The 23,223-nt window shown below is 45.4% G+C and carries 25 protein-coding genes; 10 read left to right on the forward strand and 15 right to left on the reverse strand.

Translation table 11 applies throughout. From position 1 onward, the window contains the following. Positions 1-36 precede the first annotated feature (36 nt). From ABIO93_RS12260 to ABIO93_RS12295, 8 genes are all read right to left on the reverse strand, one after another. Entirely contained in the window at positions 37-1,257 is a 1,221-nt protein-coding gene (locus tag ABIO93_RS12260; protein WP_348067953.1) for an aminotransferase class V-fold PLP-dependent enzyme, read from the reverse strand. A gap of 181 nt (positions 1,258-1,438) precedes the next feature. Beyond that, positions 1,439-3,016, reverse strand: a complete 1,578-nt coding sequence (locus ABIO93_RS12265) for a SusD/RagB family nutrient-binding outer membrane lipoprotein (protein WP_348067955.1) — start codon at positions 3,014-3,016, stop codon at positions 1,439-1,441. A gap of 11 nt (positions 3,017-3,027) precedes the next feature. Next, on the reverse strand, positions 3,028-6,420 hold the full coding sequence (locus tag ABIO93_RS12270) for a SusC/RagA family TonB-linked outer membrane protein (RefSeq protein WP_348067957.1): 3,393 nt from the start codon (positions 6,418-6,420) through the stop codon (positions 3,028-3,030). A gap of 200 nt (positions 6,421-6,620) precedes the next feature. Next, on the reverse strand, positions 6,621-7,658 hold the full coding sequence (locus ABIO93_RS12275; protein ID WP_348067959.1) for a FecR domain-containing protein: 1,038 nt from the start codon (positions 7,656-7,658) through the stop codon (positions 6,621-6,623). 69 nt (positions 7,659-7,727) lie between these two features. Beyond that, positions 7,728-8,270, reverse strand: coding sequence for an RNA polymerase sigma-70 factor (locus ABIO93_RS12280; protein WP_348067961.1), 543 nt, complete (start codon positions 8,268-8,270; stop codon positions 7,728-7,730). Between the two features lie 296 nt (positions 8,271-8,566). Continuing rightward, positions 8,567-9,673, reverse strand: coding sequence for a lactonase family protein (locus tag ABIO93_RS12285; RefSeq protein WP_348067963.1), 1,107 nt, complete (start codon positions 9,671-9,673; stop codon positions 8,567-8,569). 148 nt (positions 9,674-9,821) lie between these two features. Then, positions 9,822-10,073, reverse strand: coding sequence for a hypothetical protein (locus ABIO93_RS12290; RefSeq protein WP_348067965.1), 252 nt, complete (start codon positions 10,071-10,073; stop codon positions 9,822-9,824). Between the two features lie 205 nt (positions 10,074-10,278). Beyond that, positions 10,279-11,016, reverse strand: coding sequence for a carbohydrate-binding family 9-like protein (locus ABIO93_RS12295; protein WP_348067967.1), 738 nt, complete (start codon positions 11,014-11,016; stop codon positions 10,279-10,281). A 241-nt stretch (positions 11,017-11,257) separates the two neighbouring features. Between ABIO93_RS12295 and ABIO93_RS12300 the strand changes: the two genes are divergently transcribed. From ABIO93_RS12300 to ABIO93_RS12315, 4 genes are all read left to right on the forward strand, one after another. Beyond that, entirely contained in the window at positions 11,258-11,542 is a 285-nt protein-coding gene (locus ABIO93_RS12300; RefSeq protein ID WP_348067969.1) for a hypothetical protein, read from the forward strand. A gap of 132 nt (positions 11,543-11,674) precedes the next feature. After that, positions 11,675-13,210, forward strand: a complete 1,536-nt coding sequence (locus ABIO93_RS12305) for an MFS transporter (protein WP_348067971.1) — start codon at positions 11,675-11,677, stop codon at positions 13,208-13,210. A 28-nt stretch (positions 13,211-13,238) separates the two neighbouring features. Then, the gene (locus ABIO93_RS12310; RefSeq protein ID WP_348067973.1) at positions 13,239-13,490 is read left to right on the forward strand and encodes a DUF6814 family protein; all 252 of its coding nucleotides are present in this window, start codon (positions 13,239-13,241) and stop codon (positions 13,488-13,490) included. 44 nt (positions 13,491-13,534) lie between these two features. Next, positions 13,535-14,719 (forward strand): acetyl-CoA C-acyltransferase, encoded by a 1,185-nt coding sequence (locus ABIO93_RS12315; RefSeq protein ID WP_348067975.1) that lies wholly within the window; start codon positions 13,535-13,537, stop codon positions 14,717-14,719. Here ABIO93_RS12315 and ABIO93_RS12320 read toward each other — a convergent pair. After that, entirely contained in the window at positions 14,716-15,225 is a 510-nt protein-coding gene (locus ABIO93_RS12320; RefSeq protein WP_348067977.1) for a GtrA family protein, read from the reverse strand. The genes ABIO93_RS12315 and ABIO93_RS12320 overlap by 4 nt on opposite strands. Positions 15,226-15,456: 231 nt before the next feature. Between ABIO93_RS12320 and ABIO93_RS12325 the strand changes: the two genes are divergently transcribed. Beyond that, a complete protein-coding gene (locus ABIO93_RS12325) occupies positions 15,457-16,002 on the forward strand; it encodes a hypothetical protein (protein ID WP_348067979.1) in 546 nt (181 codons plus the stop codon). A 4-nt stretch (positions 16,003-16,006) separates the two neighbouring features. On the opposite strand, the gene ABIO93_RS12330 is transcribed toward ABIO93_RS12325, so the two are convergent. From ABIO93_RS12330 to ABIO93_RS12340, 3 genes are all read right to left on the reverse strand, one after another. Next, the gene (locus ABIO93_RS12330) at positions 16,007-17,011 is read right to left on the reverse strand and encodes an SMP-30/gluconolactonase/LRE family protein (RefSeq protein ID WP_348067981.1); all 1,005 of its coding nucleotides are present in this window, start codon (positions 17,009-17,011) and stop codon (positions 16,007-16,009) included. 97 nt (positions 17,012-17,108) lie between these two features. After that, positions 17,109-18,611: an alpha-amylase family glycosyl hydrolase gene (locus ABIO93_RS12335; protein WP_348067983.1), complete on the reverse strand. Its 1,503-nt coding sequence runs from the start codon at positions 18,609-18,611 to the stop codon at positions 17,109-17,111. A 33-nt stretch (positions 18,612-18,644) separates the two neighbouring features. Further along, positions 18,645-19,220, reverse strand: coding sequence for a Maf family protein (locus ABIO93_RS12340; protein WP_348067985.1), 576 nt, complete (start codon positions 19,218-19,220; stop codon positions 18,645-18,647). Between the two features lie 179 nt (positions 19,221-19,399). Here ABIO93_RS12340 and ABIO93_RS12345 point away from each other — a divergent pair, with 179 nt between their 5' ends. Further along, a complete protein-coding gene (locus ABIO93_RS12345; RefSeq protein WP_348067987.1) occupies positions 19,400-19,861 on the forward strand; it encodes a MarR family transcriptional regulator in 462 nt (153 codons plus the stop codon). A gap of 48 nt (positions 19,862-19,909) precedes the next feature. Continuing rightward, positions 19,910-20,521: a YceI family protein gene (locus ABIO93_RS12350; protein ID WP_348068082.1), complete on the forward strand. Its 612-nt coding sequence runs from the start codon at positions 19,910-19,912 to the stop codon at positions 20,519-20,521. A gap of 108 nt (positions 20,522-20,629) precedes the next feature. Here ABIO93_RS12350 and ABIO93_RS12355 read toward each other — a convergent pair whose 3' ends face one another. Beyond that, complete coding sequence (locus tag ABIO93_RS12355; protein WP_348067989.1) at positions 20,630-21,079, reverse strand: type I restriction enzyme HsdR N-terminal domain-containing protein; 450 nt, start codon at positions 21,077-21,079, stop codon at positions 20,630-20,632. A 50-nt stretch (positions 21,080-21,129) separates the two neighbouring features. Between ABIO93_RS12355 and ABIO93_RS12360 the strand changes: the two genes are divergently transcribed. From ABIO93_RS12360 to ABIO93_RS12370, 3 genes are all read left to right on the forward strand, one after another. Continuing rightward, positions 21,130-21,903, forward strand: coding sequence for an AMP nucleosidase (locus ABIO93_RS12360; RefSeq protein WP_348067991.1), 774 nt, complete (start codon positions 21,130-21,132; stop codon positions 21,901-21,903). Between the two features lie 11 nt (positions 21,904-21,914). Beyond that, on the forward strand, positions 21,915-22,286 hold the full coding sequence (locus ABIO93_RS12365; protein ID WP_348067993.1) for a globin: 372 nt from the start codon (positions 21,915-21,917) through the stop codon (positions 22,284-22,286). A gap of 82 nt (positions 22,287-22,368) precedes the next feature. Then, positions 22,369-22,572, forward strand: coding sequence for a hypothetical protein (locus ABIO93_RS12370; protein WP_348067995.1), 204 nt, complete (start codon positions 22,369-22,371; stop codon positions 22,570-22,572). Positions 22,573-22,603: 31 nt separating this feature from the next. Here the strand turns inward: ABIO93_RS12370 and ABIO93_RS12375 are convergent, their stop codons facing one another. Both ABIO93_RS12375 and ABIO93_RS12380 read right to left on the reverse strand, forming a co-directional pair. Beyond that, positions 22,604-22,954, reverse strand: a complete 351-nt coding sequence (locus tag ABIO93_RS12375; RefSeq protein ID WP_348067997.1) for a DUF6516 family protein — start codon at positions 22,952-22,954, stop codon at positions 22,604-22,606. Continuing rightward, positions 22,929-23,198 carry a hypothetical protein gene (locus tag ABIO93_RS12380; RefSeq protein WP_348067999.1) on the reverse strand — a complete coding sequence of 90 codons (270 nt, stop codon included), beginning with the start codon at positions 23,196-23,198 and terminating at the stop codon, positions 22,929-22,931. The genes ABIO93_RS12375 and ABIO93_RS12380 overlap by 26 nt, the downstream gene beginning before the upstream one ends. Positions 23,199-23,223: the final 25 nt, after the last annotated feature.

Here is a 23,223-nt window from a genome sequence, read left to right on the forward strand (position 1 = left end):
AAGTAGGGCTTAGGAATAGCATTCTACTGTACATATTTAAACTACTGCTTTCGACAGTTCTTCTTTTAATCTGGACGCTACGATTTTCTCCTCGCCCGATTTGAGCATCCAGGCAGTGATTGTCAGCGAATTGTTTTCCGCCGGCATAATTTCGATCGAAGGGTTTCCTTTGCGCAGGCTCTCTTGCAGCACTTTCACTGCCAGACTCACTTTCGCAGGGTCCCACGATACTTTCAAGGTAGGGGTATGGTTGCCGAGTTCAGGAACGGTTACGTCAGTGGTGACACCATTCACGCTTTTGGCGGCATTGGCAATGTGGGCAATGCGGTCTTCCCACATTTTCCATTCTTTCTTATGATCCATTTTGACGAAGTTATCCAGCGCCACGTACATGCCCAGGATTTCTTCTTTATTCACCTTCATACCACGTCCGATCGTCGATCCGCGCGGCGGCATGCTCAGTCTTGCTGCGTCGATTAGGTGTTTTTTACCCATTAATATTCCGGCACTCTGAGGTCCGCGCATTGCTTTTCCTCCTGAAACGCAAACCAGGTCGAAACCCATGTCGTTGAATTTCCAGAGATTTTCCACCGGCGGAACGTCAGCTGCCATGTCGATCATGGTAGGTATGCCATTCTTTTTGCCAATTTCAATAAACTTTTCATGCATTACCTGCCCTTTGTCAGCCTGAATGTTCAGGAACCAAAGCATAGCAGTTTTTTCATTGATCGCTTTTTCAAGCTCTTCCAATGTTTCCACCTGTATGATCTTGCAGCCCGTGTTAGTCAATGCATGCGAGTAACCAATGTTATGTCCTTTCTGAATAATAACCTCTGATTTCATTCCGGTACCTTCCAGGTGCGGCAATGCTTCTACTTTTTTCTGGTCCATGCCAGTCAGTACACCAGCAAGCCCCAGCGTCAATGCTGAAAAGCAACCTGCTGTAACAACGGCAGCCTCTGCGTGGGTAAGCGCAGCAATTTTTTCGCCTACCTTAGTCTGGACTTCATCCAGCATCATAAAATCCTTAGCGGCCCCCTGAATGGTTTCGACCACCTCATCCTGCATCAGTGATCCGGTCATCATCGTGTAGGTACCCGCAGCATTAATAAAAGTACGGATGCCTAGTTCTTTGGCCAGGTTCCTCACGGGTAGTTTGGCGACAAAGCTGGCGGGTTCCAGGCTGTTTTGTCCCAAAAATCCACCGAGAAGCGGAAAAGTGGATAAATGCTTGATTAAATCTCTACGGTTTATCATAACGGTTAAAGGGCTGAATAAATGTGATAATGGCTTTTCAAAACAACTTTGACATACTAACAGAGAAAGGATGCAGGAAATATCTGGTAATACTCTGTTTGCTAAGATTATTTTTTTTAATACTGGAAATTTAAAAAATAAAGTTTGGTCATTGTTGATTTTGAAGGCTTTTTATTCCGAATTACTCTACGTCCCACCAAATCGGTGTTGCTGCGCTGTCTTTTCCGCCCAGATAAGCAGCTACTGCGGCTTTCACTGCGTCGCCACCCGAGTTCGTCACGGCGGAAGGGTAGGTCAAACGTTTGATGAATGTACCCGTCGGCAGGTCAGGATTTTTGGTCACCGCCACCGGATACAGTTTCGGGTAACCCGTTCGTCTGAACTCCGACCAGGCTTCGGTCCCTTCCGGGTATAGTGCGATCCATTTCTGGGTAATGATGCGTTCCAGCTTGGTTTCGAAGTTATCGGCCTCGTTCCATTTTACGGTGATCTTGGTCATGGCTGGCGAATTGTTGGCCGTATTTTTCGGGTCAATGTAGGGAATCTGGGTAGTGTTCCCGGTGAGGTATCCCTCCACACCGCTCGCACCATTCGCTTTGAACGAGGCTTTGATGCCTTCTTCATAGAAAAACTGTGTGGTTCCACCCATATTCCATCCTCTGAGCGCACCTTCGGCTTTCAGAAAATAGCTTTCCGCAACGTCTACCTGTTTTACAGGCGCAGTGGTAGACACATTGGGAAGAGAATAAAACTGGTACCTTGTCTTATCCGGACGTTCAGAACCTGCACGGATGCCTTTGATCTGCCCCGCTACTGCCTTATCGGTAGCTGCCACGGCATATACCGGCAAGCGAGGATCTGCAAATCCTTTGAGGAAAGTCTCAACCGCTGCCGACATGCGCGTGTCAGACCATGCATTGGCCATCGTATAATATGGATTGGTGGTCGTCGGAACGATCGAAAAGCCAACGTCCGTCAGCAAACCACCATTCGCCGGATCCACCGCTTTTTCTGCCTCTGTTTTCGCCAGAGCAGGTTTTACTTTCGATATCCGCATCGCCAGACGCAGTTTTATAGTATTGGCCAGCTTGATCCAGCTGGTATATTCACCCAATAATGATGATTTGTCCCATTTCAAGAAACGTGCTTTATCTGCATTCGGGTTGGCAGCTTCTGCGGCTTTCAATGCAATCACGGCTTTGTCGAGATCTGCAAAAAAAGCGGTGTAGGCCTCTTCCTCTGAGTCAAATGTTACCTGCGCGGAAGTCCCGTATTTGGTATAGGGATAAGGCCCGAATGTATCCACCAGGCGATGCGCGGCTGTTACTTTAATGATCAGGGCAATGGCGTACAAGTCGGGGTACTTGGTTTCGTAACCTTTCTTCCACATTTGCAGCCATTGGTCCATCACGTTCTGGGTGGATGTATTCCATGCCGTGTTGTTCCAGCCGTCTACCATGAAATACGTGGTCGTGTTTTCATTGTTCAGGAACGGGGTAGGCGTTTCCAGGTAACCCGCAAATGATTCTGCCTGCAGGTTTTGCTGGGTTTGAACGGCCGTAGTCGTAGCCACGATGCGGTTCATCATCAGCGGAAGCAAAATCCCGCCTTCATTTGCATCCTGCACCAGGTCTTCGTCCGTGATCAGTTTGTCGTCCTGGTTCAGGGTCTGCATATAGTCTGTACAAGAGGTCGCTACGGAAAGCAGGCAGCCCATGGCCAGAACACTGAATTTATGTTTATCGAGGAAAAATTTCATTGGAATGATAGTTAGAAGGTTGCACGAACGGTAAAACCATAGGAACGGGTCGCAGGAATGCTGAATCCTTCCATTCCCTGCATGCTGTTGGCAGTGGTAATGCTCACTTCGGGATCAAACGGTGCGTCTTTGTAGAAGAAGAAGAGGTTTCTGCTAATGAAGGAAACGCTGATATCTTTAATCGCTTTCGATACTTTCGGGAATGTATAACCCAGCGCCAGTTCTCTCAGACGAACATTGGTAGCGCTGAACATGTACTCTTCTGCCGCCGCGGCAACATCACCTTTACCTGAGATGAAGTTGTAGTAGGTTTCAGCAGGGATCTGTTTGCCGTTCACCATCACGCCACCAGCGTCGCGGGCATCGCCTGATCTCTTGGATATACCTTTGAAATCCAGCCACTGCTCGGTCATCGAAGCTATTTTACCTCCGAAACGTCCGTCAACCAGGAACGAAAGGGTTGCATTTTTGTATTTGAACTGGTTCGTGAAACCCATCAGAAATTTAGGGTTAGCATTGCCCAGGTACTGGTCGGTTCCGGCGGAAAGCAATGGCAGGCCAGTGGTTTCATTGTACTTAATGTTGCCGTTATCGTCTCGCTGGTAGGTTTTACCAAACATATCACCATAAGAACCATACTCGCGGCCGCCCAGATTAGGAATGCCTGGTTTGGTCAAAAACAGTTGCAGCATTCTGGTACTTCCACTCGCTTGTAAAACGAACCAGTTCGCAGTCAGTAAGTTGCTGAGTTCTCTGATCTGATTGATGTTTCTTGAAAAGTTAACTCCCGGTGTCCAGCTGAGACCTCCGCCCAAATCAGCATTGTAGCTGATCGTTGACTCAAATCCTTTGTTGCGGATCGTACCACCATTGATATAGAAGTTGGTTGCGCCTGAACCGGGAGGGGCAAGGATCTGGAAAACCTGGTCGTAAGTAGTTGCATTGTAATAAGTGAAATTCACATTCAGCCTATTTTTGAACAATTTCAACTCAGTACCGATCTCGTAGGAACGGGTCCTTTCCGGTTTCAGATTCAATGTATCATTTCCATTGAAGAAAGGCAGGTTGCTGCGTCCGTTCACATTTTCATCATTGGAAAGTGAATAGGGTGGGGTCCAGTTGGCAAAACCAAATGGTAACGCATTACCTACCTCTGCATACGAAGCCCTTATTTTGGCAAATGACAGGATGTCGCTGGGTTTCAGATTTTCAGTCAAAACGTAAGACACGCCGACGGATGGATAGAAGAACGACTGGTTCACCGTGGAAGACCATTCTTTTCTGGCAGTCACATCCAGGAACACCGTTTCTTTGTAGCCAACCGTTGCAGTTCCGAAAAATGCTTGCGATAGTCTCTTTTGAAGACTTTCAGTTGCATTGAAAAATCCCTGACCAGTCTGGCTTTGCAAAGCGTACACCGAGAAATAATTAGGATAGGACAATGTGTTGGTAGCGCCATTGTTTCCCAGATTCAGATCGTAAAAAGTGTTTTGCGTGTTGCTGAAACCGAGGGTAGCAGACAAAAACAGGTCTTTACCAAATGTTTTGGTCCCGCTCAGCAAAATGTCAGAATACAACTGATCCGTATTGGTCAGATTTTTGCGGTAACCACCATTACTACCCACCAATGTAGCATCGGAGGAAGCATACTGGCGAAGTTCAAAGCTGTCCTGAACCTTGTCGTAAGTTGCCCGTCCCTGTACATTCAGCCAATCAGTGATTGCCCATTTGGCTGACATTGCATAGATTGTCCTGCTTCTGAACTGATCTGTCTGGTTTTTGTTGGCAAGCCAGTATGGGTTTTGATTGGAACTCGCTTCGTTTTTAATGTAAGGCCAGTTCTGCACGTTCATCAATCGGGAAGGGTCCCATTTCTGGTAATTGTTACCACTGTATTTGGAGAAGTCATCGCCGGTAGGGAACAGATAAAGGCTGAAAATAGGGCTGAAATAGAATCCGGCTTGCGGACGATTGTAAACTTTTTGTTCGATATAATTCACAGAAGCGTCGAGCGAAAGTCTGTTGTTGAACAACTGAGTCGTGCCGCGCAGGTTAATGTTATGTCTTTTGTAATCATTCTCAGGCACGATACCATTGGCCTTGGTATTGGCGTAGGACACGTAAAACTGGCCGATATCATTCCCATTTGTAATCGAAAGACTGTTTACGAAGGTCTTGCCCGTTTGGAAAAAGTCTTTCAAATGTTTGTCGCTACCATTGGTGATCTTGGGCCCCCAGCTATCATTGACAGCCGTGTTAGCCACGCCGCCGTACCCTTGTCCGTAGGTAGTTTGCACCTGTGGCAGCGCAATCGGGTTCTCGAAGTTGGCGGTTGAGGAGAAATTGATCGATGAAAATCCTTTGCGGCCTTTTTTGGTAGTAACCAGGATCACACCATTCGCCGCCTGGCTTCCATACAATGCAGCAGCAGAAGCACCTTTGAGGATACTAATGTTCTCAATGTCTTCCGGATTCAGGTTCGAGATCGCGTCACCGGCATCCCGGGTGTCGAATAATGACGTTCCCTGTGCGCTGTTGGCAGCATTCATCGGGATACCGTCAATCACATATAATGGCTGGTTATTGCCGGTAATAGATTTGTTACCACGCAAAAGCACCTTGGAAGACGAACCAGGGCCGCCGGTACCTTTGGTAATCACCACACCCGCAGCCTTACCCGCCAGCGAGTTGATCATGTTAGGATCTTTCACCCGTGTAAGTTCTTCGCCGCCCACATTCTGTTGCGCGTAGGTTACACTTTTTGCATCTTTTTCGATACCAAGAGCGGTGACCACCACTTCACCCAATATTTTAACATCTTCCTGCAAAACAATGTCGATCGATGTGCGGCCCCCCACGGTAATCTCCTGGCTGATGTAGCCGATTGAAGAAAATATCAGCACCGAATTGTCATCAACAACATTGATAGAGAACTTTCCGTCGGTATTGGTGCTGGTGCCAACGGTACTACCTTTCACCAGGATATTGGTACCGGGAATGCCCGCACCTTTTGTATCCTTAACGGTACCGGCAACTTCCTTATCCAATGTCTGGGCAGTAGCAGGTGCCTCGACTTTTTCTACGGAAGCTGCCCGGGAAACGGGTTTGTTGTTGATGATGATGTTATTATTGATCTGCGTGTATCCCAATCCGGTACCCGCCAGTATGGTTTCCAGTACCTCTTTTACCGTTTTATTTTCAATGGAAACCGATACTCTTTTCTTTTTGTCAATGCGTTCAATGCTCGTTACAAATTTGAAATCACTCTTTTTTTCAATGCTAATAAATGCTTTTTGCAGGCTGGCATCTTTCAGGAAAAGTGAAATCTTTACTTCCTCAATGCTCTGTGTCGAACCAGGCCCCATGGCGAATACGGGCCTCACGATCAGCAGTAATGCGATCATTAGCGTAATAAATTGCCACTGTCGGCTGACGACATGTGGCGGTTGTGCGGGTAACATTTGTCTCATACGATTGGGTAATGATAAAAGGTTAAATTGAACTGAGGGATTTAGGAATTTTACACACAAATTCTGATCGGTAAATAGCCATTTACGCGTGCCAGCCGCCTGGCCTGTTATAGGATACTTTGATGATTTCTATACTATCTGCAAACACCGCCCAGGATGGTAACCTGGGTTCCGTCAATCTTGTAACGGAATGAGTTGGAGATACTTAACAATTCTAAAACACTTTTCAGGTTCGCACCCTCATTGAAGCTGGCCATTACCCTACAATGATTGAGATCTTTGTTTTTTACCTCAATAGTCACGTTATACTGCTTTTCCAGACTGGCGATTACTTCGGTATAGGTGTTGTTCCTGAACACCAGTTGCTCTCTCCGCCAGCTGCCAATGTCAAACGTGCTAACGATATCAATATACGTTTCGTCTTTTTCAGTGTTAATGACCAGCTCCTGCTGCGGTGTGAGTTGTGTGACCTTGATGGGTGTTCCCCTTTCAATTTCTTTACTCACCTCCACTTTCCCCGTCGCTACCGACACGGATGCCAGTTCCTGTCCTTTATAAGCTTTCACATTGAATGAGGTGCCCAGTACTCTCGTCGAAACTTTGTCGCTGTGCACGATAAATGGCTTGGAGGGGTTGGGTACTACTTCAAAAAATGCCTCTCCTTCCAAATAAACCTCTCTTTGGTCTGCTTCAAATGCTTTCGGGAATGCGATTTTACTGCTTTTGTTCAACCATACCTGGGATCCGTCTGGTAGCGTCAGGTTTACGATTTGGTCTTTTCCACTTACTTTTTCAGTGTAAACCAGTCGGGTATGGGTTTTCTTTTCATTGTTTTTACCAACAAAAAAATAACCCAGCCCTATCAGTACAGCCACGCTGGCTGCGGCCACCCAGGAGCTGATTTTGAAATAGTTAAAGCGTTTTTCAACAGGTTCGTCGATACTGCTGTCGGCCTCTGAAATCATTGAATTAAGCCGTGCCAGCCCGCTTTCTGCATTGAATTCAGGTTCGGGTGCCGGTTCTTGTTCATTTTGCCAGGCAGACTGTATCTGGTTAAACAGTTGGTGGTTATCATAATCTTCAAGCCACCATTCCATAGCCAGTTTTTCTTTCGGGCTACATTCGCCAGCTAAATATTTGGCAATCAAAGGCCATGGTGTGTGGTCAGACATCAAATTGGGTGCTTTCTAATGTTAGGACAAATAAAAAATGGGAGTACCCCCATCCTGTCAGAATATTTTTTATATCTGATAAGTTTTTTGCAGAAGTTTCAATTGCTTGATAGCCTTACCCATTTGATTTTCTATCGTTTTGGACGAAAGGGAAAGGATTTCTGCAATTTCATTGTAGGTGAAGCCTTCGAAGCGGTTCAGCTGAAAAATTGCTTTTCTTTTTTGGGGGAGATAATTGATCAGGTCAGTAATGCGGGATTCCAGCTCGTGGTACATCAGTTCGTCGTCCGGGCCGGGCGTGTTTTCTATCAAATCTTCGCTCAGTTCCACCATAATGTGCTTTTCCTGCTTCATGTAGTTGATACAGGTATGCCGCGTGGCGGTGAACAGGTAGGAGCGAACGTTTTTTTCAACGGTAATGCTTTCCCTTTTTTCCCAGATCCTGAAAAATACATCGGCTACGATTTCCTCCGCGAGGTCGGTACGATTGCTGAGGTAGGTGGCAAAACGGCAGAGTGAATGATAGTATTTTCGGAAAAGACTGTCTAGCGCACGGTTGTTTCCCTGTTTGATCAGCGAAATGAGAAGTAAGTCATCCTGGCCGTTAATCATAAACTGCAATTGCTAAAAAGGTATCGGTAATTCCTGTGATTTATTCTTTGCTTTCAGATGCCGGGAGTGAATTGGCAATATTACGATTTTGATTTGAATGCAGACTAATTTTTCGCGAAAAATTAAAATAGTAATATTTTATTTGGTGTTGTTTTAAATACGAAGAAGAATCACGTAATCGGTTACGGCGAGAAAAAAGCCGATCAGATGGAAGCGATAAGCATTGAAATGAGGTTCTCAGGCAGTCATTTCAATGCTTATCGCGGGGAATGTGTACTGGTGACACTGGACTTGGATCAGTTCAGGAAAAGCTGCTTTACGCAAACCGGGGTAGGGATGCTAATTTCTTTCCCGGTATAAGTCAATTGGCCTGTCGAACTATTTCTCTTGAAAAACACGACAGTATCATTATCACGGTTGGTAGCGATCACAAATTCACCTTTTTGATCCACCAGGAAATTACGTGGATGTTTTCCGTGCGTTTCAGCATGTCCGGCGACAGTTAGCTTGCCGGTTTTTGCGTTAACTCCGTAAATAGCAAGGCTTTCGTGACCGCGATTGGAAGCGTAAAGGAACTTACCGTCGGGTGAAAAATGAATGTCTGCCGCATAACTTTTTCCTGTAAAATCACCCGGAAGCATGGTAACGCGCTCCAAAGGAACCAATGCACCGGAACCTTTCACAATTGAAAATGAATTGACAACCGACGCAAGCTCGCAGGCGGAATAGCCGAAGTTTCCATTGGGATGGATCGCAAAATGGCGCGGGCCGTCGCCTGCTTTTACTTCCGCATAAGGTACTGCGCCAGGAGTCAGTTGTCCAGTCTTCTGGTCCACCGAATACACCATGATCTTGTCAATACCGAGGTCGGATGCATAAATGAATTTACCATCTGCCGAGGGGATAACGGAGTGCATATGAGGCTTTTGGGAAGGATTTCCTTTGTCCTGGATCGTGTCTGCCACTGCGCCGATCGTACCGTCGGGGTTCAGCAGATATACGCCCAGCTGCCCGCTGCCGTAATTGGAAACATATAAAAACCGGCCTTTCGGGTCCACGGCGACGTGGCAAGGACCTTTGCCTAATGATGGCTGTGCATTCAATGCGGTCAGTTTCGCAGTAGCCTGGTCGATGGCGTAGGATGACACGGTGTTATTGCCCTCATTAGCCGCGTATAGGTACTTTTTATTGGGATGGAATTCCAGGAATGACGGGCTGGTTTTGCTCGTAATCACCTGTAACTCCTTGAAAGAGTAGTCGCTGCGGTCGAACTCGTACACATATATGCCCTCGCCTTTTTGCGTGTAGGTACCTATGTACAGGATCTCTTTGGTTTTGGAAGTTTGTGCAAAAGTTATCATTGCGGTCAGTAAACAGACGAATGTAAGAATGGTTTGTTTCATGGTTTAGTCAGTGAAATGGTTGTTTATTGAATTGTTTGGAATGTTTATATGATATGGGTGGTTTGCAGGCATTTGATATGTTTTGTGTTCATGTAATAAACATTTCGGATAAACAGGTAGCCCCAACGGGGCATGCATCGTACCGTTATCATGGTCTTTTACAAACAGGTAGCCGCTCCGCGGCATATATTGCGCGGTCGTGATCTTTTTTATAATTAGGTAGCCCCTCGGGGGCATGCATCGTACGGTTATCATTGTCTTTTACAAACAGGTAGCCACTCTGCGGCATATATTGTGCGGTCGTGATGATCTTTTTTATAGTTAGGTAGCCCCTCGGGGGCAAGCATTGTACGGTCAGCATGATCTTTTCTACAAATAGGTGGCCGCTTCGCGGTTGCATAGCGCCTTTTCACAAATAGGTAGCACCTAGGTGCCTTATCGCAAATTAATGCCTCAGAGAGGCACCCTGTTTGTAGCCCCGGCGCATAGTATCCGGCAACATGCCCCGTAGGGGCTACCTGTTAATTGAATTGCAATGAGTTATATTTTTTTATGGCACATTGTTCATTACCCCGTAGGGGCTACCTTTTTGCTCATATCCTGTTTTATTCAAAAATCAATGTGCCGAATTTTTTGAATTCGTGGAAACTGCCGCCGGTTTTTTGCCAGGAGTAGTATGCGGTTTCGGAATCGTAATCAATGCGGTAAAAATTACCCCGCCATTTCGTGCCCGATTTGGGAATGGAGGGCACTATGGGGTTCATTAGCACATATGGAATGAAAAACTCGGCCTTCCAGCCTTCCACTGCCGCCATGCTTTTCTTTTGCCCACCTTGCGCGCTCGTCGCATGTTGGACCCGGTTACGATCGTCATAATGCCATGGTTTCCAGCCTTGTGCCTTGCCATTCATGTTCGGTACCAGTATTGGTAGCTCGTAATTAAGCGGTGAAACTTCGTATTCTAGATAAATAGGGACTGCAGTATCCGGCCAGAGGAATACTTCTACGACGTCTTCCTTGAACAATGCGCCGAAATCTTCCATAATGGTAGCAGTAAGCCGCTGGTCGGTACAGTCAAACAGAAAGTAGATGCCTTTCTCGGAATACATGATCTTTACTTTGGTCGGGAATGCTTTGCCCGGCCCGGGTTGGTTCGGGCCCTTCTGAACGGTAATGTCAAACCATTGCGCTGCTGACCAGTTGGCTGCATTGCCTTCGCCGTTTACTTTGAAATCTGTCGTTTTTTTGATCACTAGGGAAGAATCCGGGATAGTCGCTGACGCATAAAAGCTGTTCATGATTCCGGCTGTCACCAGGAACAGGAGCGCAATTTTTTGTAACATGAATGAAAGGGTTAGGATAGGAAAAAAATCAGGTCAGGTAAAGTGTGGTCATTTGTAGTCAGGTGTGGTCGCGGATGGGCAGGCAATTTCATTAGGTTTTTACATTTTACCAAATGATTATGGATGTGTTACCGATTATCGACGGAATCATTTCGAATGATGGGAAATCGGGCCATTGGAATAATTATTTAACCAATGCGCTACAAACACTTTTTTGACAAACCATTTAACTTTGAATGTCATGATACGAGAAAGAGGAGAACCAGCAATCGCTGATACCAGCAAACCCATTTTAGAAGCGCCCGTATTTCCGGATTATCCGCAAAATACACCAAATACCCGTCCCGTGGCACAGGACCCCGACCTGGTTGGCGGTGACGACGACGACGAAACGGATGAAGACCTGATCGACGATACTGATGATACCGTCGTAGACGAATTCGATGAGGATGCCCAGGACAGAGAGGTAGTAATCGAAGACGGCGATGAGATCATCGACACGGATGATGATGATGACGATTTATAGAATGTGGTTTAACAGCCGACAAAAAGCCCTCAGGAACAAAATCTGAGGGCTTTTTATTTTTTGAAATGAGTAATGAAATGCTAGTTGTGTCTTATTCAGCTAAATTGTCTATTCCTCACTTTTCTTAAACCCATGCGTTCCACCGACAAAAATGTTACCCAAAGCATTACGCAGGTTATCGCTGCTTCTTCCCTTGGTACTTTAATTGAATGGTATGATTTCTACATTTTCGGCAGCTTAGCCGTCATTATTGGCCAGCAGCTTTTCCCCAGCGATGCGGGCGCATCGGCGCTTATTAACACATTAGCGATCTTTGCGGCGGGCTTTATCGTGCGTCCTTTTGGTGCATTGGTATTCGGTCGCCTGGGTGACCTTATTGGCCGGAAATATACATTTTTGCTCACCCTGGTGCTCATGGGTGGTTCCACATTTCTGATCGGTCTGATCCCTTCTTATTCCAGTATTGGCTACGCGGCACCGATCCTCGTTTTGATCCTGCGTCTCGTTCAGGGGCTCGCGCTCGGTGGCGAATATGGAGGCGCGGCTACGTACGTGGCGGAACACGCACCCGTAGGAAAGCGCGGTTTTTTTACCAGCTGGATACAAACTACCGCTACATTGGGACTTTTTCTTTCACTCGGCGTGATCGTATTGACCAAAAATCTCCTGGGTGCCGACAAGTTTGCCGACTGGGGCTGGCGTATCCCTTTTCTGGTATCGATTTTACTGGTAGGGGTGTCCATTTACATTCGTATGAAAATGCATGAGTCGCCGGTTTTTACCAAGCTGAAAGCAGAGGGTAAGGTGTCAACCAACCCATTGAAGGAAAGTTTTCAGAAGAAAGCCAATTTCAAAATGGTGCTGCTTGCATTGTTCGGAGCGACGATGGGGCAGGGCGTCGTGTGGTATACCGGTCAGTTTTATGCGCAATCTTTTTTAGAAAATACCTGTAAACTTGATTTCAACGAGTCGCGCTATATTCTGCTTTGGGCGATCTTATTTGCGACGCCATTCTTCGTGATCTTTGGATCCTGGAGCGACAAGGTGGGCCGAAAATGGATTATGCTGACGGGAATGCTGCTCGGTGTGGTGTGCTATCGGCCTATTTATCAATATTTTATTGATGCGACCAATGTGATGGAGTTTCAAAAGACGGAATTAAAAACAGCTTCCGAACCGGTGATAGAACGAGGGCTCGTGAAGGGCAAGCTCGATTCGCTCATCACGACCACCGTTTCAAAAACGCTGAACAATGGTATCACATTCAAGGAGTCGCATGTGGTAATCATTCCGGAAGATGTGCTGGCGCCGATGCCTGAACCACAAACGGTGATCAAAGACGTGACGCTTGCGGGAAGTGGCTATATCATGATCATTTTCCTGGTATTCTTTCAGGTATTGCTCGTTACGATGGTTTACGGGCCGATCGCCGCGTTTTTGGTAGAACTTTTCCCGACTCAGATCCGGTACACTTCCATGTCGCTGCCCTATCACATTGGAAATGGGGTGTTTGGTGGGTTGGTGCCGTTTATCGCCACGCTGGTAGCTTCTTTTCCAGGCTCTACGCCGCTTTCGGGGTTATGGTATCCGATTGGAATTGCAGCACTTTCATTTATTATCGGTGCGGTTTACATTGATAACAGGGTGGATAACAATGTAATGGACTAATTGTTTCAGATCTTAAAAATTCAAAAATATGAACAGTATAAAGAAAATATTAGGCGTGCTCTGGATGGTTTTGGGGCCGGTCATCATCTTGTTTTTATTCTTGCAGGCGGCCGATAAAATCGCTGATTCGGCTGAGGGCATCGCGCGGACTAATACGACACTTCAATGGTCGATTATCATCCTGATTTTCATACCGATATGTGCCGGTTTGGTAACATTCGGTTACTATGCCATGAAAGGTGAATATGAACATCTACCTGAAAGTTCCTCGGAATTGTAAGGATAGTTTCTATTTTTGACTATCTCATTGGAATGGTCAAAATCATGAAAGACGAAGTTTTTATATTATCTGCAGCCCGGACGCCCATCGGAAGTTTTGGCGGAAGTCTTGCTTCGATACATCCTGCCCGGTTGGGCGCTACTGCCATTCAAGGTACTTTGGATAAAAGCGGGATTGACAAGGAACAGGTGCAGGAGATTTTAATGGGCAATGTTGTTTCTGCCAATGTCGGCCAGGCACCTGCGCGTCAGGCTGCGATATATGCCGGTCTGCCAGCTTCTGTGATCTGTACTACCGTTAATAAAGTTTGTGCTTCCGGCATGAAAGCCGTTGTTTTCGGCGCGCAGGCTATTCAGCTGGGCGATGCTGATGTGGTGGTAGCGGGTGGAATGGAGAGTATGTCGCAGATTCCTTATTATTTACCCAAAGCAAGAAATGGCTACGGTTACGGAAATGGCGAGATTATCGACGGACTGCTGAAAGACGGGCTAACTGACGTGTATGACCAGATCGGCATGGGCGTTTGTGGTGACAGAACGGCCGCGAAGTATTCCATTTCACGGGAGGAGCAAGATGAATTTGCGATACTGTCCTACCAGAGAAGTGCCGCATCTACTGCCAATGGATTTTTTACAAATGAGCTGGTGCATGTTGAAGTCCCGTCGCCGAAAGGTGGTGACTCAACCTGGGTGACAGAAGACGAGGAATACAAAAAAGTCAAATTCGAAAAGATCCCTTCTTTAAAACCTGCTTTTTCAAAGGATGGCACCGTTACCGCTGCCAATGCTTCGACTATTAATGATGGGGCTGCGGCGCTGTTACTGGCGAGTTCAGCGTTTGTGAACAATGCTTCACTCAAACCGGTAGCGAGAATCGTCGCCTATGCCGATGCAGAACAGGAACCGTCCTGGTTTACGACTACACCCATCATTGCAACTGAAAAAGTGCTTCAAATAGCGGGCTTAACGATTGCGGATATTGATTATTTCGAAGTGAATGAGGCATTCGCAGTGGTAGTACTGGCTTATATCAAAGCTTTTAACCTCAATGTGGAGCAGGTAAATGTGTTTGGCGGGGCGGTTTCACTTGGGCATCCACTTGGTGCATCCGGCGCGCGCATTATCACGACATTACTTTCTGTTTTGGAAAAAAACAAAGGAAAATATGGCCTGGCCGCGATTTGTAATGGGGGCGGTGGTGCTTCGGCGATTATCATTGAAAGACTTTAAGATTCTTTGATCAGTTCCTTCAACCTGTCGTAAAAACCGGTGCTTTTGAATGTGAATGATTTGTGTAGAATGTAGTTGCTCACAAAGCTGCAACCCTGGCCGAATATGTAACAAACCATTTCGGTAATGTTCACATCTTTTTTCCCAAAAGGTAATTTGGCCTCGTAAATGTCGAAACCGAGGTAATTGATGGCGACTTCATAGGCAACATCAGCGCCGATTTTGGTAACAAACATGGAAACGGTCGCTACCATAAAAAACTTGACCATTTCGCGTCTCGTCTGATTACTTTGACGCGCATTGAAAGCGAAAAGTTTGGTCAGAATAAATCCCCAAACCAAACCTACGAGATACGACGGAACGATGGAAGCACTCCACGTAATACCGAACCAATCCTGAATTAAACTGCTGGAAACTAATTGAATGACTGCGCCTGTGCCTGCAACAAGAAAATAAGCGATTAAATCTTTGGCATTAAAGAAGGTACCTGTTTTTTGTTCGGACACGTGCGTGATAATTAATTTGAAACGGCTGTTAAGTCAAATGAGGCCCAATATTAGAAAGAAAATGGTACTGAAACAAAACCGCAATGTTAATTTGATTGAATGGAAAAGCAGTTGGGAAGGCAGTTATGCGACCGCATTTCCGACGGTTATCTTGAATTACTACCTAAATTCTTTTACTTTAACCATAATCTCGGCATGGTGCTGAGACACCATTTCTAACCAGACCACACTGTGAAAAAAATATATGTAATTGGCTGCATAACCGCGATCGCACTAATGGGCATGTCATGCTCGGCGACATTGCAAAAAAGGTATGATCAAAGGCATGGTACTACTACTACCACTGATGAAAATAACGATACCCGGTATGGAGATACGCGATATGGCAATACACAGCCGTCGCAAAGCACATACAAGAAAGATTATGGCAAAATCGCAGACGATAATTCCGGTAGCACAGGCAATGTGTCAGACAATGCGGACTATAATTACAAATTACTCTCGCAGTACGCTGAAATGGACAAGCTTGGCGAAGTAGTACTATACGAACTGGACATTCTGGAAAGCCGCTGGAATGTGTTGCTGGAAGAATACAAAACGTCTAAAAATTCCGGTAAACAGGTCATTTCCAATGAACTCGACAGGGTTAGTGATGACAGGATCGTACTTTATAAGGCATATACCAACATTTACAGGAATGGAAAAACGAACTGGACGGTCGTGAAAAGGGATGTCGAAAGCACATTAAGATCGGTTCGCAGGGTTGGCGAGAAATAATGGGTTACCAACCCGCTCCTTTCGTACTGGTTTTGACCCGGCAAACGTAGCCGTCGGCAGTGATGTAAAGCGTTGTCCCATCGTCCCCCCAGGCGCAATTGGCAGTCAATTCACCCATTTCAATCCTTCCGAGCAGTTTGCCGGTCGGGCTGAGTATGATCATTCCGCCTGGCCCTGATGACCAGAGGTTTCCGTCTTTATCAACCTTTAATCCGTCGGGTAACCCATTCATTTCTTTTTTTACCATGGAAGTGGCATCATATAAAAGTGTCCCTTTTCCTGCATTTCCATTGGCGTCGATCGGGTAGGACATCCATATTGCTTTTTCAGGATCGGATTGGGCTACGTATAAAATTTTGCCATCAGGAGAAAAAGCCAGACCATTCGGCCGCGTCAGGTTATCGATCTGTAAACTCACTTTTCCGTCTTTTGCAATCCGGTACACACCGAAATATGGAAGCTCGCGGCTTGGGTCTTCGTGCTTTTTCATCATGCCATAGGGCGGATCGGTAAAGTAGTAGCTACCATTGGCATGTTCCACCACGTCATTGGGACTGTTGAAACGTTTGCCCTGGTAGTTATCGGCCAATGTGATTTTGCCTCCAACAGTTAACGGCATCGCGGAAATGCGGCGGTCGCCATGCTCACAGGAAACCAGCCGTCCTTTGCTATCTATAATGAGCCCATTGCTTCCCGGTTCGTCACTGTACACGCCCCGCCCGGTGTAGCCTGATGGTTCAAGAAAAACGGAGAGGCCCATTTTTTCTTCCCATTTATAAACTTTGTTTTTGGGAACATCAGAAAATAAAAGGTACCCGCCATCCTTCACCCAGACCGGTCCTTCCGACCATTCGAAACCGGATGCCAGTACTTCAATTTTAGAATCCTTGGGAAGCATTTTTTCAAATGCAGGATCTTCGTAAATGATCTTTCCCATCGTTGGATAGGATTTTTGCGCTATTGCCATATTTGCAAAAATAGAAATCAGGAAAAGTAAACCACACTTCATGAGGCGAAAGTTTAGTGAAAACGGAAGGAAGACTAAGCTTTAAAGAAAGATCGGCGGGGTACCTACTGTTTTGTTGAAACCAGGAAGATGTTGCGAACTAAATAGCAGAAAGGATCAAGCTGGAATAAGGCGCGAGCTCCATTTGCGAGAAGATTTCTGAATGAGAAGGGTCACTAGAAAAGAGAATTTTATGGAAGTCAGATTTGTCATCCGGCAAACGTATTTCTTTTGTGACCGAACTTAAATTGTGAATGATAATGACAGACTTATCAATGTGTGGCCGGAAGTAGGCGAGTAGCTGGTCGTCGTGCAGGCAAACCCGATGCAGGTTAGGCGCGAAAAGTTGTCCCAATGCCGGTTCGCTCTTCCGTAGGCTAATTAAGGTTTTGTAATGATTGAAAACTGAATTGCCATCGTCCTGCTGAGCCGATAATGGAATTACTTGCTTGCGAGTCGAAAACTGCGCATTGATCCAGTAAGTATGTTCTACATCTTCTTGATTTTCAGACCAGAGAAACGGTTCTCGAATGTAAGGGTCAGGCTTGGTACCTAGCATGCCGATCTCCTCGCCGTAGTAAATGTAAGGCTGGCCCGGCAATGTGAGGAGGATACTGGCTGCCAGCTTTATTTTGGTGGTATAGTTGCCCACTACGCTGCCTATCCGGTCCTGATCATGGTTGGTGAGCATGATTGCGTCGATAAAAAGCGGGTTATATTTTTCAAAAAGCGAATAGCTGGCGAGCAATTTTTCAATGATCTCTTCATCATGTTCCTGCACGAGTATCCGTTGCAGCGCGAAACTCAGGTCAAAGTGAAATGTAGCATTAAGATATTTGAAATAGGGCGCTACTTCTTCTGTTTCGGCCCACACTTCGGCTACGGTGAATGCTTCCGGTTTCGCTTTTTCGACGGCTTTTGAAAAGAAATCCCAGAACTCAATGCTCAGCTCTTTTTCCCATTCCGGATAAATATGCCTCGCCGCGTCCAGCCTGAAACCGTCTACGCCGACCTCAATGAGCCAGAAGTTGACAATTTTCTCAATTTCGCGCCGAAGCGTTTCGGAATGGTAGTTGAGGTCGGGCATGCCTTTGTAAAACAGCCCGTAATATTTTTCAGTATCCGGCAGGTTTTCATGCCAAGGGTACACCACCTGCGAATCGTCGGAGGTTTCTCGTTCGGAGATGCCAAGTTCCTCTATCTGAGGCGGGGTCATCCACCAATAAAAATCACGGTACTGATTTTCGTGATCTTTTCGCGCTTCCGAAAACCAGGGATGCAATGTGCTGGTGTGGTTGATAATAAGGTCGAGAAAAATCTGAATGCCGCGGGAATGTGCGCAGGCGAGCAGTCTTTTAAAGTCGTCCATCGTACCAAACTCCGGTTCAATGTCGCAGTAATCGGTGACGTCGTATTTGTGGTAGCTGGGTGAGGGATGAACAGGTGTAAGCCAGATCGCCTCAATGCCCAATTCCTGTAAATAACCCAGTTTGGAAATGATGCCGTTCAGGTCGCCGATCCCGTCCCCGTTTGAATCACAGAAAGAGCGCACGAAGATTTCATAGCAAACTCTTGGAACAAATTTTGACTTATCTGCAAGCATTTGATTGGGGCGGCCGGATTATTGGTCTGTCCGCTATTTGAAATGAGGCCTTAGCAACTGGTAAACAATATGTACTGGCAGACCCATGATGGTGTAAAACGATCCTTCGATTTTTTCGATTCCTACCATCCCGATCCACTCTTGTATTCCGTACGAACCTGCCTTGTCGAAAGGCTTATACTGCTCAATATAATAGGTTATTTCTGAATCTTCCAATTCCCGGAAGTAAACGGTGGCACTATCTGAAACTGTTTGAATGGAATCGTCCGACAAAAGACTCACCGCCGTCACTACCTGGTGGCTTCGGCCAGACAGCATTTGCAGCATCCTGAATGCATCAGACTCATCAGCAGGTTTTGCAAGAATGTGATGGTCAGCGATTACTACCGTGTCGGCAGTCAGAATAAGATGCTCAGGGCGGGCGCCTCGAAAGACTTCTGCTTTTTCCTTTGCGATGTAGCCTGCCACCTCTTCGGTCGGCAATTTGGAGGGGAATGTTTCGTCGGTAGGCAATGCTTCGACCGTAAATTCAAAGCCTGCGTCTGTTAAAAGTTGTTTTCTTCTTGGTGAATTGGAAGCGAGTATTAGTTTTTTTTGTAAAGAAATCATGCAAGACGAAAGATTTATATTATTGGTAATCAATATATTAAATATTTTTATCGGCGATTAAAGAAATTTTAGAAGAAGTTTTTTAGAAATATTTTTTCGACTGAGGAACTACTGCGACACTAATAGATGTTACTACATTAAATGTATAAACACTATTTTTACATTTAACTGAATCGGCTATGTCTATTGAAACTGATATTAAGCAAAAAAAATTTCGGAGCCCTTACCAGCGGTTAGCTTTAAACCTGGTTTATACCACCAACTGGCTGGAATATAAGCAGCACGAGTTTTTCAAAGAGCATGATATTTCAGCTCAACAGTACAATGTCCTGCGGATTTTGCGTGGTCAACAATCCAATCCGATCAAGGTAAGTGATATTACCGAAAGGATGCTCGATAAAAATTCAAACACATCGAGGCTGGTTGATAAGTTGCTGATTAAAAATCTGGCAAAGCGTACATCCTGTCCTAATGACAGGCGCGCGGTGGATGTGGTGATCACGGAAGAGGGATTAAAACTCCTCGAAGAACTTGATCCTCATGTAGAAGAGTGGGAAAACCGCTTTAACATTATTACCCCCGAGGAGGCGGACCACATTAGTGCGCTGCTGGATAAGCTTCGGGAATCTGAACTGGAATAACTCAATAATCTCAATAAACAATCAATTCAATTCAAAATGAAAACTACAATGAAATCCGTGAAATTATTCGTTGCCTCTTTAGCAGTTGGTTTATTTGTTTCTGCATCAGTTTCTGCAGAAGTTCCTGGTAAAAAAGCTACCAACCTGAAAGTGAATACTTCTAAAAGTGAACTTACCTGGTTAGGCAAAAAAGTAACCGGCGAGCATACTGGCAAAATCGCGTTGAAAGAAGGAACTATTACACTTGATGGAGCAAAATTGACGGGTGGTAAATTTGTTGCCGACCTGACGAGCATTACCAATACTGACCTTACTGACAAGGAATACAATGGTAAATTGATCGGCCACTTGAAATCTGATGATTTCTTTGCGGTTGAAAAACATCCTACTGCAACTTTTGTAGTGACCAAAGCTACTCCAAAGTCTGCTGGTGTTTACGAAGTAACTGGTGACCTTACTATCAAAGGAATTACCAAACCAGCTACGTTCCCTGTAACTATTAAAACCACTGCTACTGGTGCAGAAGTCGCTGGCACATTGGTTGTTGACCGTTCTAAATATGATATTAAGTATAACTCGAAGTCATTCTTCGAAAACCTTGGTGACAAAATGATCAATGACGATTTCTCAATCGACGTGAAATTGGTTGCTGCGAAATAATTGATTGCGGACGGTCGCCTGGTATCGGCCATCTGCATTGTATGACCTGAATATTTTAGAGCCTGTCCATTTGTGGCAGGCTTTATTTTTTTTATATTTTATCAAAAATCAGGAGTTCCAGTCGCGGTAGAGGGGGAAATCGTCCATAAAATGGATCTGTCCATTGACGGCTTTAAAGCAATAGTGGCTCATGCCATTGGTAACAGCCAGGTATTGAGGTTGTAATGTGAAGTTATACCGGCTGATCTGAGCGAATGTAGCATCATTTACGGAAATGAATGGCGCTTTACATTCTACCAATAAAAAAGGAAGAGAGTCACCCGACAGGATCATAATATCAGTCCGCTTGGCCAGCGTGTTGTATTGCATTCCGGTTTCTACGGCGAACAATGATTTGGGGTAACCATACTGCGTGATCAGCAAATGAATGAAGTGCTGTCGTACCCATTCTTCCGGTGTCAGCGACACGAATTTCCTGCGTATAATGTCGAAAATATGAGGTTTCCCGTTAACCTGCTTAACTTTGTAGGCAAACTCGGGAAGATTTAAAGATTCCATAAACGAAGATACACATCACAACAAACCTGACCAATTAACGTGCTGAAATCATGACGACCAAAGAACAAATCGTTGAAAATTGGCTACCGCGGTATACGGGAACGCCCGTAGAGGAATTTGGAAGCTATATATTACTGACCAATTTTGGCAACTACGTGACGATGTTTGCCGAGAAGTTCGGGGTGGAAGTGAGAGGCCAGGGCAGGGCCATGCAAACGGCTACTGCAAAGGATATTACGATCATTAATTTTGGAATGGGTAGTCCGATGGCTGCTACTGTGATGGATCTTTTGTCGGCTATTAATCCAAAAGCAGTATTGTTTTTGGGTAAATGTGGTGGTCTGAAAAAGACGCAGGTCGGGGATCTGATCTTGCCGATCGCTGCCATTCGCGGCGAAGGTACCAGCGATGACTATATGCCCTCCGAAATTCCTGCGCTGCCATCGTTCCGACTGCAAAGTACGGTTTCAGCCAGCATTGCAAAGCACAAAATGGATTACTGGACAGGAACGGTTTACACGACCAATCGGAGGATCTGGGAGCATGATGATACATTCAAAGAGTACTTGCGTGAAATCCGTGCGATGGCGATTGATATGGAAACGGCCACTATTTTTATTGTAGGTTTTGCCAATTCTATCCCACACGGTGCATTGCTGCTGGTATCCGATAATCCGCTGGTTCCGGAAGGTGTGAAAACGGAAGAGAGCGACAAAAAAGTAACAACCAATTACGTGAAAATGCATCTTGAAATCGGTATTGAATCATTGACAGAGCTGGCCAGATCCGGCGCGTCGGTGAAACATATGCGGTTTGAAAACTAGTATCATATTTAATGGAAAATCGAACACTTTACGAGCGCATAGGAGGTGATGAGGCGCTTCAATTGCTTACTGACAAATTTTACGACCTGGTTTTTGAACACGAATTGATTTCCAGGCTTTTCAAAAGCGATAAAGACATCATTAAGGAAAAACAAAGGCTTTTTCTAACGCAATTTCTGGGCGGGCCGCAGCTTTACTCCGACGTTCACGGGCACCCAATGATGCGCGCCCGCCACATGCCGCATACCATTACCGAAGATGACGCAGTCGCCTGGCTGCAATGCATGTCACAGGCGGTGGGAGTATTACCGATCAGCAAAGAGTTGAAGGATGAGTTATTTGACCGGTTTCCGCGGACGGCATTTTTTATGGTGAATAGCTAAAATTTCATTCTACACATCGTTACCTTTTTAGTATTCTTTCGTCTAAATGGTGTTCCATATTTGGGAACATTGTATTTTAACCATGTTGAAATTGATCAAGACAAAGGAAGAGTATGACATCGCATTGAAGCGACTTGGGGAAGTTTTTGATGCACCAATCGGCACGCCGGAGAGCGACGAATGCGACGTACTGGCATTACTGGTCGGGGCATATGAAGATGAACATTATCCAATAGAGCCACCGGATCCGATCGAAGCGATTAAGATCAGAATGGAGGAAATGTGATGATAGGTGTACTTATTTTATTAGTTAATGTTCATTCCATTGGTAGTAGGCTAACCTTAATGTGGGCTAACACAGCTTCAAGAGATATGTCAAAACTTTGTTCCACAGATTCATCTCCTAAGTGTTTGTGATGTGGAAAAGTTGATATTTTGGGAAAATGTGGCGCGTTGTCCCATCGGGTAATGACTTCGCCGGAGTTTTTTTGCCAGTGGAAAGAGTACTTTCTCCTTTCTGGTTCGACGAATTCTCTTACATAAAGAATGCTATGATCGATAAAATGAACTTCCAGGTTTAGATAGAAAGCGGTGGAAGACTCGCGAAAGTCATTAATAATGTATTTGCTGACAAAGCTGCTGTCATCCAGCCATTTGAAAATCTCCATTCCGGATGTCAGTAATTTTAGAATTTATTTCTGACAGGAAATGGTTGTAAGCTTTCCATTCAATCAGATCGTCCCAAGCTTCAAAATTTTCAATCAATGAATTTTCAACCTGATTTTCGAAAGTTTTGAAATCAAGATTGTATTTCTTTTCAAGAAGGTTTACTTTTTCCTGAAAGAGTTGTTTTTGGGATAAATAATCCAATAATACCCAGTTGCCGATTTGTTTTTTGGAAATTGTGAGCACGGTATTTTTCCGATTGTTTGTAAAA

This window comes from Dyadobacter sp., from assembly GCF_039919315.1.
Lineage (GTDB): Bacteria > Bacteroidota > Bacteroidia > Cytophagales > Spirosomataceae > Dyadobacter.